The sequence below is a fragment of the Variovorax trehalosi genome, from assembly GCF_051216415.1.
GTDB lineage: Bacteria > Pseudomonadota > Gammaproteobacteria > Burkholderiales > Burkholderiaceae_C > Variovorax.
In genome coordinates, this window is sequence record NZ_JBPJZG010000006.1 from 98,272 (window position 1) to 111,492 (window position 13,221).

Annotated in this window: 12 protein-coding genes; 4 read left to right on the forward strand and 8 right to left on the reverse strand. The window is 67.5% G+C overall.

Annotated elements, in window-relative coordinates; all coding sequences use genetic code 11:
- Positions 1-14 precede the first annotated feature (14 nt).
- The 5 genes from ACSFA7_RS22415 to pdxR form a co-directional block, all read right to left on the reverse strand.
- Complete coding sequence (locus ACSFA7_RS22415; protein WP_435501405.1) at positions 15-2,204, reverse strand: TonB-dependent receptor; 2,190 nt, start codon at positions 2,202-2,204, stop codon at positions 15-17.
- A gap of 121 nt (positions 2,205-2,325) precedes the next feature.
- On the reverse strand, positions 2,326-2,682 hold the full coding sequence (locus ACSFA7_RS22420; protein WP_435501406.1) for a DUF2946 family protein: 357 nt from the start codon (positions 2,680-2,682) through the stop codon (positions 2,326-2,328).
- A gap of 43 nt (positions 2,683-2,725) precedes the next feature.
- On the reverse strand, positions 2,726-3,046 hold the full coding sequence (sugE, locus tag ACSFA7_RS22425) for a quaternary ammonium compound efflux SMR transporter SugE (protein ID WP_206177921.1): 321 nt from the start codon (positions 3,044-3,046) through the stop codon (positions 2,726-2,728).
- Positions 3,047-3,052: 6 nt separating this feature from the next.
- On the reverse strand, positions 3,053-3,520 hold the full coding sequence (locus ACSFA7_RS22430) for a carboxymuconolactone decarboxylase family protein (RefSeq protein WP_435501407.1): 468 nt from the start codon (positions 3,518-3,520) through the stop codon (positions 3,053-3,055).
- A gap of 107 nt (positions 3,521-3,627) precedes the next feature.
- Positions 3,628-5,052 (reverse strand): MocR-like pyridoxine biosynthesis transcription factor PdxR, encoded by a 1,425-nt coding sequence (gene pdxR / locus ACSFA7_RS22435; protein WP_435501408.1) that lies wholly within the window; start codon positions 5,050-5,052, stop codon positions 3,628-3,630.
- Between the two features lie 100 nt (positions 5,053-5,152).
- Here pdxR and ACSFA7_RS22440 point away from each other — a divergent pair, with 100 nt between their 5' ends.
- Positions 5,153-5,764 carry an FMN-dependent NADH-azoreductase gene (locus tag ACSFA7_RS22440; RefSeq protein WP_435501409.1) on the forward strand — a complete coding sequence of 204 codons (612 nt, stop codon included), beginning with the start codon at positions 5,153-5,155 and terminating at the stop codon, positions 5,762-5,764.
- Here ACSFA7_RS22440 and ACSFA7_RS22445 read toward each other — a convergent pair.
- The 3 genes from ACSFA7_RS22445 to polA are packed head-to-tail and all read right to left on the reverse strand — an operon-like array spanning position 5,761 to position 10,809.
- Entirely contained in the window at positions 5,761-6,663 is a 903-nt protein-coding gene (locus tag ACSFA7_RS22445) for a LysR family transcriptional regulator (protein ID WP_435501410.1), read from the reverse strand. The two genes, ACSFA7_RS22440 and ACSFA7_RS22445, sit on opposite strands and share 4 nt — an antisense overlap.
- 16 nt (positions 6,664-6,679) lie before the next feature.
- Complete coding sequence (locus ACSFA7_RS22450; RefSeq protein WP_435501411.1) at positions 6,680-7,966, reverse strand: M20/M25/M40 family metallo-hydrolase; 1,287 nt, start codon at positions 7,964-7,966, stop codon at positions 6,680-6,682.
- A 29-nt stretch (positions 7,967-7,995) separates the two neighbouring features.
- Positions 7,996-10,809 (reverse strand): DNA polymerase I, encoded by a 2,814-nt coding sequence (polA, locus tag ACSFA7_RS22455; RefSeq protein WP_435501412.1) that lies wholly within the window; start codon positions 10,807-10,809, stop codon positions 7,996-7,998.
- A 97-nt stretch (positions 10,810-10,906) separates the two neighbouring features.
- Between polA and ACSFA7_RS22460 the strand changes: the two genes are divergently transcribed.
- From ACSFA7_RS22460 to ACSFA7_RS22470, 3 genes are read left to right on the forward strand one after another with little or no spacing between them, the layout of a single operon-like run.
- The gene (locus tag ACSFA7_RS22460; protein WP_206177914.1) at positions 10,907-11,275 is read left to right on the forward strand and encodes a hypothetical protein; all 369 of its coding nucleotides are present in this window, start codon (positions 10,907-10,909) and stop codon (positions 11,273-11,275) included.
- A 55-nt stretch (positions 11,276-11,330) separates the two neighbouring features.
- Positions 11,331-12,380 (forward strand): homoserine kinase, encoded by a 1,050-nt coding sequence (locus ACSFA7_RS22465; protein WP_435501413.1) that lies wholly within the window; start codon positions 11,331-11,333, stop codon positions 12,378-12,380.
- A 10-nt stretch (positions 12,381-12,390) separates the two neighbouring features.
- Positions 12,391-13,221 carry a BPSS1780 family membrane protein gene (locus ACSFA7_RS22470; RefSeq protein ID WP_435501414.1) on the forward strand — a complete coding sequence of 277 codons (831 nt, stop codon included), beginning with the start codon at positions 12,391-12,393 and terminating at the stop codon, positions 13,219-13,221.

Sequence of the window (13,221 nt, forward strand, 5' to 3'; positions counted from 1 at the left end):
ATCTCTCCCTGGGGTCAGAACGCCACGCGCAGCGAGACGTCCGCCGTGCGCGGTGCGCCGAGGTAGGCGAAGGTGCTGCCGACGTTCACCGCGTGGATGCGGTCCGTCGCGTTGCGGATGCGGCCGACCACGGTGACGGTGTTGCTCACCTTCCAGCTCAGCCCGAGGTCCAGCAGCGTGTAGCCCGGCCAGCTCGCGGTGTTCGCCGCATCGGCGTACACCTTGCTCACGTGCCGCACGCCCACGCTGGCCTCCAGGCGGGGCGTGAACGCATGCGACACCCAGAGGTTCGCAACCATGGCCGGCGTGTTGGTCGGCGTGCGGCCCGCGAGCGACACGCCGCCCTGCGTGAAGCGCTCATAGCGCGCATCCACGTAGGTGAGGTTGCCCTGCAGCGACCACTGCCGCGTCGGCTGCAGGCCCAGCGCCAACTCCACGCCCTTGGACGATTGCTCGCCCACGAGCACGGTGAGCGCGCTGTTGTTCGGGTCCTGCGACGCGATGTTGTTGCGGCGGATGCCGTAGGCCGCGAGCGTGGCCGTGCCCTTGCCCTGCCAGAAATCGAGCTTGGTGCCGACCTCCACCTGCCGGCCGGTGGTGAGTTCGCTGTTGTTGCGCACGTCGGCGAACGAGGCGGTGGAGAGCACGCCCGAAGGCGGGTCGGCCGCCGTGGCGTATTGCGCATACAGGCTCGCGCCCGGCGCCACATCCCACACCAGCCCGATGCGCCCGGTCGTGGGCTTGTAGCCGCGGTGGAAGGTGGCGGGATTCGCCGCGTCCACCGTGCGGCGGTTCACCAGGTCGAGGTCGATGCGCTCGTGGCGCAGCGCCGTGACCAGATGCAGCGAAGGCATCAGCGCGGTGCGGTTCTCCAGGTAGAGCGCGGTGGTTCGCACCTTGTTGTCGCGGTCGGGGCGGAAGCCGGGCACCATGCCCTTCACCTCGAAGAAGCGCTCGACGGTGAAGGCGTATGGATTCACCGTGCTCAGCGTGCCCGGAAGGCTGTTGGGAAAGCGCGTCTGCCGGTTCACGCTGAAGTCCAGGCCGAAGGACCAGTCGCTCTTCAGGCTGCCGAGCCGGCCCTTGTAAAGACCCTCGATCCGGTTGCCCCACACGTCCTGGTCGTGCCGCTGCAAGAACGCACCCGAGCGGATCACCGCGGTGTTGCCCGGGTTGTAGCGGTAGCTCTCGACGTTGCGGTAGTCGCGCAGCGCGTCGTAGGCGTAGAAGGTGTTCTTCCACTGCAGCGCATCGGTGGCCTGCCATTCGGTGACCGAGCGCAGCCACTGCACGCGCTGCGCATAGAGTCCGTCGCTGCTGTTGAAGTTCTTGAAGCGGATGCCGGGGTCGATGCGCATCGTGCCGGCCACCGGGTTGAGCACCGGCGTGCCCCAGTAGGGCCGGTCGACGCTTTCGTCCTGGAACTCATAGGCCAGCGTGTGCTTGAGGCCACCGCCCAGGTCCGAGAGCAGCGAGGCCGCGAGCTGCGTCGACCGGCTGCCGGTGCCGTCGGTCCAGCCGTTGGCATCGCGGTGGTTCACGTCGATGCGCGCGTAGTGGCTGCCCACGCCGCCATCGCCGGCCACGCGGCGATTCAACCCGAAGGAAGCTTCCTGCAGGTGCTGCGTGCCCAAGCGCAGCCGCGCTTCCGCGAAGTCGCTGCGTTCGGGCGTCTTGGTGATGTAGTTGATCGAGCCGCCCAGCGCGCCCGAGCCGAAGAGAAAGCCCGACGGGCCGCCGATGGCCTCGACGCGGTCGTAGATCCAGCTGTCCACCGGCCGCGCGGCGATCGAATACTGCACGTTGATGCCGTTGAAGAGCTGGCCGATCGAGCCGGCGCTGAAGCCGCGGTAGCTCACGCCGATGTTGCCCGGCGCGTCGTGCGCGGTCACCCCGGGAATGGCGCGCAGGATCTCCTGTGTGTTCTGCGCACCGCGTGCGTCGATGACCGCGCGGTTCACCACGGTGACCGAGGCCGGCGTCTCTCGTGGCGTGAGGCCCAGGCGGCTGGCGGTGTCGGAGGGGGTGTCGAGGTCGAGCCGGCCATTGGGGCTGGGCGCATCGTCGGTCACTTCGACCTGTGGCAGCGAGCGCGCTGCCACGCCGGCCGCACCGGTCTCTTGCGCAATCGCGAGGCCGGGCACGCAGGCGGCGCCGAACAGGGCCGCGAGCCCCAGCATGGGGGCGGAAGGAATACGGGACATGGAATCTCTCTGGCGGCGGCGCGCGCAAGCCCGACAGGGCGACAACGCAGCACCGGCCGCGGAACGACCGAAGATCCACCGCGTGCCCAGAAGCAACGTCAGGTGGAGGAAATGCGGGAGTTCAGGAGAGCGCGGGCGGCCCGCGCGCCGGCAGCGGCGAGGCCGTGGCTGCCGCGATGCGGGCAGCGGGAATCGATTGCAGCGCGCGGCCCAGCGGCAGCGGCGTGGGCAGCGTCACCTGCGCGGCGGCAGGCGGCAGCGCGGAGACCATGCACAGCGGACAGTCCATCGCCGCCATGCCCATCTCGGCGGGACCATCGTCGCCCTGCACGATGAGCTTGACGCTGCCAGTGGCGGAACACACCAGCTCCATCGCCTGCGGGTTCACGAGAGGCGAAGCCCCCGCGACCAGCAGCGAGGCCATGAACCATGCCAGCGCCAGGCGGCGCAGGAAGCAGAGGGTTCGAAGGACGTGCATGGCGCCGGATTATGGCGCGGGGCGATGCCCGCCCCTTCCTTCGTCAGTCGCCCGTGACCAGCTTGAGCCCGATCACGCCCGCCAGGATGAGCGCGATGCACAAGAGCCGCATCGGCGCGGCCGAGTCGCCCAGCACCACCATGCCCACGATCGCGGTGCCGGCCGCGCCGATGCCGGTCCAGACCGCGTAGCCCGTGCCCATCGGCAGCGTGCGCATCGAGAGCGCCAGAAGCACCACGCTCGACAGGCCCGCACCGACGGTGAACAGCGCGGGCACCAGCCGCGTGAAGCCTTCGGACGATTTCATCGCGAAGGCGAAGACGATCTCGAGAAGCCCGGCGATGCCGAGCAGTGTCCATGCCATGGCGCTTCAGGCCGCAGCCGCAGCGGCCACCGTGGCGGCGGGCGTCGAGCGGAAGGTGACGCCGAAGCGGTTGAAGGCGTTCATCAGGCTGATCGCATAGGTGAGATCGGCCAGTTCCTTGTCGCCGAATTCGGCGGTGGCGGCTTCGTAGTCGGTATCGGGAACGCCCGTCTCGGCGACGCGCGTCACGGTTTCCGCCCAGGCGAGCGCCGCGCGTTCGCGTGCGCTGAACACCGCGCCCGCGTCGTGCCACACGGGCACCAGCACCAGCTTGTCGACCGCAAGGCCCGACTTGAGCAGGTCGCGCGAATGCATGTCGATGCAGTAGGCGCAACCGTTGATCTGCGACACGCGCAGGTAGACGAGGTCGACCAGTTGCTTGGGCAGGCCGCCTTTCTGGACGGCGACATACACCCCGCCGAAGGCCTTGTAGACGTCGGGCGAAATCTTGGCGTAGTCGATGCGATTGCTCATGAGGAGTCCTTGTGTGTGCTGATTGAGAAGGACTCTATCGTCGGAGATCTTGGTCCAGCTCAGAAGAGCCATGAACCGCATCCGGTTCTAGGCCATGATTCCTCGAACTACATCAGGGCCTGGATGCGCTTTCCCAGTTTCTCGGCCGTCGCCCGGGAATCGATGTTCGTGAAGTTGACGAGCAATGCCGAGGCGCCCTTGCCGCCCTGCGTCCATTCCGACAGCGCCTCCGCGAAGACGCCCTCTTCCCGCATGCGCAGCATGAGCTTGCGGTCCGACTGGCGGCCCGCAAGCCGCAGGATCAGGTGCATGCCGCCGGGCAGCGCGTCGATGCGCACGCGTTGGCCCAGCACGCTTGCCAGGCCCGCGCTCGTCGCCTCGCGGCGCTCGGCGTAGAGCTTGCGCATGCGCTGGATGTGGCGCGCGAAGTGGCCCTCCTTGATGAAGGCCGTGACGATGGACTGCGTGAGTTCGGGGCTGCCGCCCGCGAAGGTCTGGATGATCTGCTCGAAGCGCTCGACCTGCGCCTGCGGCACCACGAGATAGGCCAGCCGCAGGCTCGGAAAAAGCACCTTGCTGAAGGTGCCCGCATAGAGCACGCGCCCGTCGCGGTCCAGGCTCTTGAGCGCTGGCAGGGGGCGGCTCACGTAGCGGTACTCGCCGTCGTAGTCGTCCTCGACGATCCATGCGTTGTTGCGCCCCGCCCAGTCCAGCAACGCCAGTCGCCGCTGCAGGGACAAGGACACGCCCAGCGGGCTCTGGTGCGCCGGCGTGACCACGGCCGCACGCGCACGCGGCGCCGACCTGACGCCTTCGGCAATGACCATGCCGTCCTCGTCCACCGGCACCGGCACGCCCGCGATCTGCATCTGCGCAAGCAGCTCCCGCGTGGGCGGATAGCCCGGGTCTTCGAGCCACACGCGGTCTCCCGCCTTGAGCAGCGCAAGGGCGATCAGCTCGATGGAGTGCCGGTATCCCGAGGTCACGAACACCTGCGATGCCGCGCAGTGGATGCCGCGCGACACCTGCAGGTAGGCGGCGATTTCCGCACGCAGCGCGGGCTGCCCGTAGACCGAGGGATGCGTCATGTCGGACGGCTGCATGGCGCGCGCGCACCGCGCACCGAGGCGGGCCCATATCTTTCGGGGAAATTCGTCCAGCGCGGGCAGGCCCATCTGGAACGGAAGGATGGAATACGGACGAAAGCCGATCGACGACGTCCCGGTGTCGATCACGGGCGACGGGGTGACCACGGGCGTGCGCGGCTTGAGGCCCGGCGTGACGATGGTCCCGGCTTGGCCGCGGGCCTGGATGTACCCCTCGGCGGCCAGCAGGGAGTACGCGGTGTCGATGGTGCCCCTGGCCAGGCCCAGTTCCTTGGTCAGCGCGCGCGCCGAGGGAATCCGGTCGCCCGGCTTGAGCAACCCGCTGGCAATGGCGCTGCGGAACCGCTCGTAGATTTGCCGGTAGTAAGGCTCAGCCGCGGTCGGGTCCAGCGGCGAGATGGAGGGGGTCTTGTCGACAGTCGTCATGTCAAATTATGGATCACCCTTAATCTTTATTCATGGCTCTATGAGATAGGCCATGTGCTTCCTAGACTTCCGCTTTCACAAGAACTTGGAAGTGGTCGCAATGAAGATCCTGCATATCGTCTGCAGCCCCCGCGGGGAAACCTCCGAGAGCTGCCGGCTCTCACTAAAAATCGTCGCGCGCCTGATGGGCCGCGAGCCGGCTGCGACAGTGATGGAGCGTGTGATCGGCGGCAACGCCCTGTCCCACATCGACGCGAACTACGCGCTCGGCCAGCATTCGGCCACGGCGCAGATCACGCAGGACGGGGCCGTTGCCCAATCCGATGAACTGATCCGGGAGCTGGAGGATTCGGATGTCGTGGTCATCGGAACGCCGATGCACAACCTGAGCGTGCCCTCCGCGCTGAAGGCGTGGATCGATCACGTCGTCCGGGCGCGCCGCACTTTCAACACAGGCCCGGGCGGCAAGGTGGGCCTGCTCCGCGACCGGCCGGTGTTCATCGCCGTGGCTTCGGGCGGCAGTTTTTCCGGGGAGTACGCGCGGCAGCAGGATTTCCTGACGCCGTACCTGACCGTCATCCTGGCCCAGATCGGGCTGAAGGATCTGCACTTCTTCTCGGTCCAGGGAACGGGCCTGGGCCCGGAGATTCTCGAGAAGTCGAGGACGGGCGCCGACGAAGCCCTTCAGGCGTATTTTTTGCCGCGCGCCTAAAGCGTCTCCTGGATCGCCTGCTGCATGCAGCGCGTGATGCCGCGCACTGCCACCGAATCGGGCCGGCCGGTGAAGCGCAATGCGCGAACCGGCACCGGGATGTGCGGCTCGAGCGTGAGCACATCAACTTTCTCGCGATCCGCCGAACGCGCGGTGCAGCCGTCGACCAGCGCTACGCCGAGCCCGTGGTGCGCCATGGCCAGCGCCGCGTGATAAGTCTGCACCGTCACCACCGCCTGCTGGAAGCCGACGCCGGCCTGCCGGCAGGCCTGGCTGAGACTCGTGCCGACGGGGTCGCGGCTGTCCAGGCCGATCACCGGCCGGTCGACCAGGTCGTGCAGCGCCACCGAGCCGTTGCGCACCAGCGCGCGCGGCAGCATGCCCTTGGGGGCGATGCACACCATGCGGCTGTCGGCCAGCGTCTCTTGCGTGAGCGAGGGATGCACCGCGGGGCTGAAGGCGAAGCCCACGTCGGCCTCCTGCCGCAGCAGCGCCGACATGATCTGCGGCGAATGCAGCGACTCGACGGTGATCGCATAGCCCGGATGCTTTTCGCGGAAGGCCTTGAGCGCGCGCGGCAAGATCTCGTAGCTCAGCGCGAGCACGCTCAGGATGCGCAACTCGCCCGTATCGCTGCCGGCCTTGAGGTTGGCAGCCAGCCGCTGCACCTCGTCGAGCTGCGCGAACAGGCGCTCGATGTGCGGGTACAGCGTGAGCGCCTCGGTGGTCGGCGAGAGCCGGCCCTTGGCGCGCTGGAACAGCGGAAAGCCCAGCTGCAGTTCGGCATGCTGCAAGGTGCGGCTCACCGCGGGCTGCGTGATGTTGATGAGCCGCGCCGCCGAGCTCACGCTCCCCGTGAGCATGATCGCGTTGAAGACCTCGATGTGGCGCAGCCGCATGAAGGGGCCGGGCGGATCAGTTGCCGCCGGTCTTGCCGCGCGAAATGTCCATCACCATGCGCGTTGCGAGATACAGGCGCGGCTCGATGGAATCGACCAGCACGTATTCGGCATCGGCCGAATGCGCGCCGAAGCCCTGCAGGCCGAAGCGCTCGACGACGGGCGCCTTGGTCTTGAGCGAGGCGAAGGCGGCATCGGTGCCGCCGCCGGCGGCCTTGTCGTCGGCGCCCAGCGGGCGGCCGAGCTCGTCCTTGTAGATCGCCTGCGCATGCTTGGCGAACGCGATCGAGGCGGGGGTGGCCTCGAGCGGCGGACGGCGGCGCTCGAACTTGAGCTCGACCTTGGCTTCGGGAATCAGCTGCTTCTTCACGCGTTCGTTGACCTGCTGCTCGATGCGGTCGTAGTCGGCGACCTTGAGCACGCGCACGTCGGCGCTTGCGGTGGCAGACGCCGGGATGACGTTGCGGTTGGTGCCCGACTTCGAGATGGTCCAGTTCATCTTGAGGCCGGTGGCGGGGTCCGAGAGATCGCGCATCTGCAGGATCTGGTGCGAGAGTTCGTAGAGCGCATTCACGCCCAGCTCGGGCGCGGAGCCCGCATGCGACGCCTTGCCCGCGACATGCAGGGTGACGGAAGCGATGCCCGCGGTCGCGAGCGAAAGCTTGTCGTCCTTGATGGAGGAGCCTTCGAACGACATCACCGCGTCGTGCTCGCCGCCCAGCCGCGTGATGAGCGCGCGTGCGCCCGGCGAGCTGATTTCCTCGTCGCCGTTGATCAGCACGGTGAGCGTGCCGTACTCCTTGAACTTCAGCGCCTGCAGCATCGCCACCGTGTGGGTGATGACCGCCACGCCCTGCTTGTCGTCGGCGATGCCCAGGCCGTAGGCCTTGTCGCCCTCGATGCGGAACTGCTGCTTGTTGAGCATGCCCACGGTGTAGACCGTGTCCATGTGCGCGATGAGCATGATCTTCTTCGTGCCCGTTCCCTTGAAGGTGGCGCGCACGACGCGGCCGATCTTCTCGGGCGTGTCGTCCATGCGGTAGGCCTCGGCGCTCGGATCGATCAGCTCGACCTCGCCGCCCAGCGCCTTGAACTTCGCGGCGATGAGATCGGAGATTTTCTCCAGGCCTTCGAGGTCGCGGCTGCCCGATTCGATAGAGACCAGCTCCTTGAGCGTGTCGAGCAGCGCGGGCTTTTCTTTCGCGGCGAGCGAGGCGATGCGGGCATCGGGCGCGGCGAAGGCGGTGCCGAGGAAGGCGGCGCAGACGGCGGCGAGCAGGAATGGGCGGGGCTTGAGTTTCATGGGTGCGGTTCTTCTTGGCTCGTGTCTCGTCAGTGGGCTTTGTCCCAGTTGGGACCGATGCCGATCTCGGCGAGCAGCGGCACCTTGAGCGCCGCCACGCCGGCCATCAGGCGCGGGATTTCGGTGCGCACCCATTCGACTTCGGCTTCGGGCACTTCGAACACCAGTTCGTCGTGCACCTGCATGATCATCTTGGTGGCGCGCTTCTCTTCGTCAAGCACGTTCTGTACCTTGACCATGCTCAGCTTGATGAGGTCGGCCGCCGTGCCCTGCATCGGCGCGTTGATGGCCGCGCGCTCGGCGCCGCCGCGGCGCGGGCCGTTGGGCGAATTGATCTCGGGGAGGTACAGGCGCCGGCCGAACACGGTCTCCACGTAGCCCTGCTCCTTGGCGAGCGCCTTGGTCTCGTCCATGTACGCCTTCACGCCCGGGTAGCGCGCGAAGTAGCGCTCGATGTAGGAGGCCGCGGCCTTGGTCTCGATGCCAAGGTTCTTCGCGAGGCCGAAGCTGCTCATGCCGTAGATGAGCCCGAAGTTGATGACCTTCGCGTAGCGGCGCTGCTCGCTCGACACCTGGTCGGGCGTGGAGCCGAACACTTCGGCAGCCGTCGCGCGGTGCACGTCGATGCCCTCGGTGAAGGCGCGCAGGAGCGACTCGTCGCCGCTGATGTGGGCCATGATGCGCAGCTCGATCTGTGAGTAGTCGGCGCTGGCGATCACGCTGCCCGCCGGTGCCACGAAAGCCTCGCGCACGCGGCGGCCTTCGGGCGTGCGGATCGGGATGTTCTGCAGGTTCGGGTCGTTGCTGCTCAAGCGCCCCGTGACGGCCACGGCCTGCGCATAGTGCGTGTGGACGCGGCCGGTGCGCGGGTTGGCCAGCTGGCCCAGCTTGTCGGTATAGGTGCCCTTGAGTTTCGAGAGGCCGCGGTGTTCGAGGATCTTGGCGGGAAGCGGATAGTCCTCGGCCAGTTTCTCCAGCACCTCTTCATCGGTGCTGGGCGCGCCGCTCGGGGTTTTCTTGACCACCGGCAGACCCAGCTTGGTGAAGAAGATCTCGCCGATCTGCTTTGGCGAACCGAGGTTGAAGGGCTGGCCGGCGATCTCGTAGGCCTCCTGCTCCAGCGCCATGATGCGCGTGCCGAGTTCGTGGCTCTGCGCGGCGAGCGTGGCGCTGTCGATCATCACGCCGTTGCGCTCCACGCGGTAGAGCGCCTCGCTCGAATCCATTTCGAGCTGGTAGACGAAGCGCAGCTTCTCGTCGGCTTCGAGCTGAGGCCACAGGGTGCGGTGCACGTCCAGGGTCTGGTCGCTGTCCTCGCACGAGTATTCGGCGGCCTTGGCGACGTCGACCTGGCTGAAGGAGATCTGGTGCGCACCCTTTCCGCAGAGGTCCTCGTAGGAAATGCCGCTGCGGCCCAGGTGGCGCTCGGCCAGGGACGAAAGGCCGTGCGGCTTGTGCACTTCGAGCACGTAGCTCTGCAGCATGGTGTCGTGCGCGTAGCCCTGCACCTCGATGCCGTGGTTGGCGAACACATGGCGGTCGTACTTGATGTGCTGGCCGAGCTTTTTCTTTGCGCCGTTCTCCAGCCACGGCTTGAGCTTGGCGAGCACCTCGTCGATGGGCAGCTGCGCGGGCGCGTCGGGGTAGTTGTGCGTGAGCGGGATGTAGGCCGCCTCGCCGGGCTCGACGCTGAAGCTCACGCCCACGATCTGCGCGACCATTTCGTCGAGCGACGTGGTCTCGGTGTCGATCGCCGCGAGCTCGGCGGCTTCAAGCCTTGCGAGCCAGGTGTCGAACTGCTCCCAGGTGGTGATGGTGTCGTACTTGAGGTTGCTCGCGGGCGCGGCGGCTTCCATCGCGCCGTCGTCGGACGGCTCGTCGAACAGCCCGCCCTGGTCGGTGTTGGCCTTGGCGGCCTTCTTCTTGATGTTCTCCTCGATCAGCTCGGGCGGAACCGCCTGCGCTTCGAGCGACTTGACGAGGCTCTTGAAACCGAACTTCTCGTAGAAGGGCTTGAGCTCGTCGGTCTGCGGCGCGCCGACAGGCAGGCCTTCGAGCGACGGCAGGCCGGTGACGTGGCCGTCGAGATCGCAGTCGGTGCGGATGGTGACGAGCTTGCGGCTCAGGGGCAGCTTGTCGAGCGCCTTGCGCAGGTTCTCGCCGGCGGCGCCCTTCACTTCGGCAGCGCGTTCGACCAGCGCATCGAGCGAGCCGTATTCGAGCAACCACTTGGCAGCGGTCTTCGGGCCGACCTTCTCGACGCCTGGCACGTTGTCGACCGTATCGCCCACCAGCGTCTGGTAGTCGACCATGAGGTTCGGCGGCACGCCGAACTCGGCCGTCACGCCCGCCACGTCGCGCTTCTTGCCGTTCATCGTGTCGATGATCGTGATGTGCTCGTCGACCAGCTGGCTCAGGTCCTTGTCGCCGCTGGAGACGATCACCTCGACGCCCTGCGCGGCGGCGATCTTGGCAAGCGTGCCGATCACGTCGTCGGCCTCCACGTCGGGCACGCTGAGCACCGGCCAGCCCAGCAGCTTCACCACTTCGTGGATGGGGTCGATCTGGCTGCGCAGGTCGTCGGGCATCGGCGAGCGGTTGGCCTTGTATTCGGGATACCAGTCGTCGCGGAAGGTCTTGCCGGGCGCATCGAAGATGCAGGCGGCGTAATCGGCGCGCACCTCGCGGCGCAGCGCGGTCATCATATTGATCATTCCCCGGATGGCGCCGGTGGCCGGGCTCTTCGGGTCGCCGGGCACGGCGCGCAGGTCGGGCATGGCGTGGAAGGCCCGGTACAGGTAGCTCGAGCCATCGACGAGCAGCAGCGTTTTCTTGTCGGTCATCGGGCCATTTTGCCGTGCCCGGACCGGCGCGCAGAACCACGACGCCACGCGCTGCGCACCGACACCCCTGGAACGGGTGCGCGCCTACAATCAAGGCATGCCTAGCTCCACACTCCTGATTGCCCGCCGCATCCTGCTGGCGCTGGCCTTTGCGGCCCCCTTCGCCACCGTGCAGGCGCAGCCCGCGCCCGCCGCCACCCCGGCCCCGGCGGAGCCGCTACAGAATCAGGAGCAGGCCGAGGGCCGGCGCAACCAGAAGGTCGAGCACATTCACACGGAAGACAGCGGCGCCTCGGTCGACGAAGTCCGTTACGGCGGCCGCACGCAGAGCATCAACGTCAAGCCGAAGTCGAACATGCCGGGCTACGAGGTACTGCCCAACGACCCCGGCACCGCACGCCCCGGTTCGAGCGACACGAACTCCACCGGCAACGGCGCGCGCGTCTGGAACGTGATGAAGTTCTGACCGTGCCTTCGCCGCTCCCGTTCAACGCATTTCCGGCTCTTCGCTGAGCACTCCCATGGCAGTTTTTACCGAAGTCGAATTCGGCGAGGCAGACGCGCTCGTCCAGCGCCTGGGGCTGGGCGCGTTGCGCGACCTGCGCGGCATCCAGGGCGGCATCGAGAACACCAACTACTTCGCGACCACCGAGTCCGGCGAGTTCGTGCTCACGCTGTTCGAGCGCCTCCGCGCCGAGCAGTTGCCCTACTACCTTTGCCTGATGAAGCACCTGGCGGCCCATGGCTTGCCGGTGCCGGAGCCCGTGGCCGATCCCGCCGTGGAAGCCCCCAAGGGCCACGTTCTGACGATCCCCGCCAACGCGCCCTGCGAGCTGCTGCACACGGTGGCGGGCAAGCCGGCGGCGGTGGTGCAACGGCTGTCGGGCCACAGCGAACTCGCCCCGACCGGGGCGCACTGCGCCGAACTGGGTTCGATGCTCGCGCGCATGCACATCGCCGCGCGCGACTTCCCGCGCATCCAGCCGAATCTGCGCGGCCTCGCGTGGTGGAACGAGACCGTTCCGGTGGTGCTGCCCTACATCGACGAATCGCAGGCCGCGCTGCTGCGCGCCGAACTCGCCTATCAGAACCACATCGCCGAATCGTCGGCCTACGCCGCGCTGCCGCGCGGGCCGGTGCATGCCGACATGTTCCGCGACAACGTGATGTTCGCGACCGGCGGCGAGCCCGGCTCGGCGCCGCTTCTCACGGGCGTGTTCGACTTCTACTTCGCCGGCACCGACACCTGGCTCTTCGACCTCTCTGTGTGCCTGAACGACTGGGCCATCGACCTCGCCACCGGCGTGCATGACGCCGAACGGGCCGACGCCCTGCTCTCGGCCTACGAGACCGTGCGCCCGCTGAACGCTTCCGAACGCGCCCTGCTGCCCGCGATGCTGCGCGCCGCGGCGCTGCGCTTCTGGATTTCGCGCCTGTGGGATTTCCACCTGCCGCGCGAGGCCAGCATGCTCAAGCCCCACGACCCCACGCACTTCGAGCGCGTGCTGCGCTGGCGCGCCAACCACCCGCATGCCATGGCGCAGGCTCTCGAGCCGCTCATGGCCGCATGATCCGGACCCCATGAAACTCAACCTCGTGCCGGCGCGAACCGGCGCCGCCTGGGTCCGCTCCGGACTCAAGACCTTCTGGCAACAGCCGCTTGCCTTCATCTCGCTGTTCTTCCTGCTGATGGCGGCGATCTCGATGGTGTCGGTGCTGCCGCTCATCGGCAGCGTGATCGCGCCGGTGCTGCTGCCCTTCATGACGCTGGGCCTGATGGTGGCGACCTCGGTGGCCTACGACAACAACGCCGATGGCCTTGGCCATGCCGGCGATGCACAGCGGCCCACGGGCTCCGCGATGTTCGTGGCGGTGTTCGGCGCCATGCGCACCGAATGGCGTTCGCTGGTGGTGCTGGGTGTGATCTCGGCGGTGTATTTCGTGTTCGCGGTGATGGTCACCGCGCTCGTCGATGGCGGGCAGCTCATGCGCGCCTACCTGCTCGACGACGCGATCACGCCCGAGGTGATGGCCAGCAGCGATTTCCAGCTCGCCCGCGTGCTCCTGATGTGCCTGAACCTGCCGTTGTCGCTGGCCATGTGGCACGCGCCGGCGCTGGTGCACTGGCACCGCGTGGAGCCGGTCAAGAGCATCTTCTTCAGCATCGTCGCGCTGTTCCGCAACTTCGGCGCCTATGCGCTGTTCGTGCTCGCATGGTTCGGCGTGTTCCTGCTGGCCGGCATCGCGATGGGCCTGGTTGCTACCGTGCTGGTGGGCGTCGGCGCGCTGGGCGCGGGCGGTGCAGCCGTGGCCGTCGGCAACATCCTGATGATCGGCACGGCGCTGGTGCTCGCGGCCATGTCGCTGAGCTCCACCTGGTTCACCTTCCGCGACAGCTTCGATCCGAACTGA

What these genes read in the sequence shown, in the direction of transcription:
- pdxR (WP_435501408.1), bottom strand. Translation starts at nt 5,052, where the DNA reads ATGACGACTGTCGACAAGACCCCCTCCATCTCGCCGCTGGACCCGACC.
- ACSFA7_RS22470 (WP_435501414.1), top strand. Translation starts at nt 12,391, where the DNA reads ATGAAACTCAACCTCGTGCCGGCGCGAACCGGCGCCGCCTGGGTCCGC.
- ACSFA7_RS22430 (WP_435501407.1), bottom strand. Translation starts at nt 3,520, where the DNA reads ATGAGCAATCGCATCGACTACGCCAAGATTTCGCCCGACGTCTACAAG.
- ACSFA7_RS22440 (WP_435501409.1), top strand. Translation starts at nt 5,153, where the DNA reads ATGAAGATCCTGCATATCGTCTGCAGCCCCCGCGGGGAAACCTCCGAG.
- ACSFA7_RS22450 (WP_435501411.1), bottom strand. Translation starts at nt 7,966, where the DNA reads ATGAAACTCAAGCCCCGCCCATTCCTGCTCGCCGCCGTCTGCGCCGCC.
- sugE (WP_206177921.1), bottom strand. Translation starts at nt 3,046, where the DNA reads ATGGCATGGACACTGCTCGGCATCGCCGGGCTTCTCGAGATCGTCTTC.
- ACSFA7_RS22415 (WP_435501405.1), bottom strand. Translation starts at nt 2,204, where the DNA reads ATGTCCCGTATTCCTTCCGCCCCCATGCTGGGGCTCGCGGCCCTGTTC.
- ACSFA7_RS22420 (WP_435501406.1), bottom strand. Translation starts at nt 2,682, where the DNA reads ATGCACGTCCTTCGAACCCTCTGCTTCCTGCGCCGCCTGGCGCTGGCA.
- ACSFA7_RS22465 (WP_435501413.1), top strand. Translation starts at nt 11,331, where the DNA reads ATGGCAGTTTTTACCGAAGTCGAATTCGGCGAGGCAGACGCGCTCGTC.
- ACSFA7_RS22460 (WP_206177914.1), top strand. Translation starts at nt 10,907, where the DNA reads ATGCCTAGCTCCACACTCCTGATTGCCCGCCGCATCCTGCTGGCGCTG.
- polA (WP_435501412.1), bottom strand. Translation starts at nt 10,809, where the DNA reads ATGACCGACAAGAAAACGCTGCTGCTCGTCGATGGCTCGAGCTACCTG.
- ACSFA7_RS22445 (WP_435501410.1), bottom strand. Translation starts at nt 6,663, where the DNA reads ATGCGGCTGCGCCACATCGAGGTCTTCAACGCGATCATGCTCACGGGG.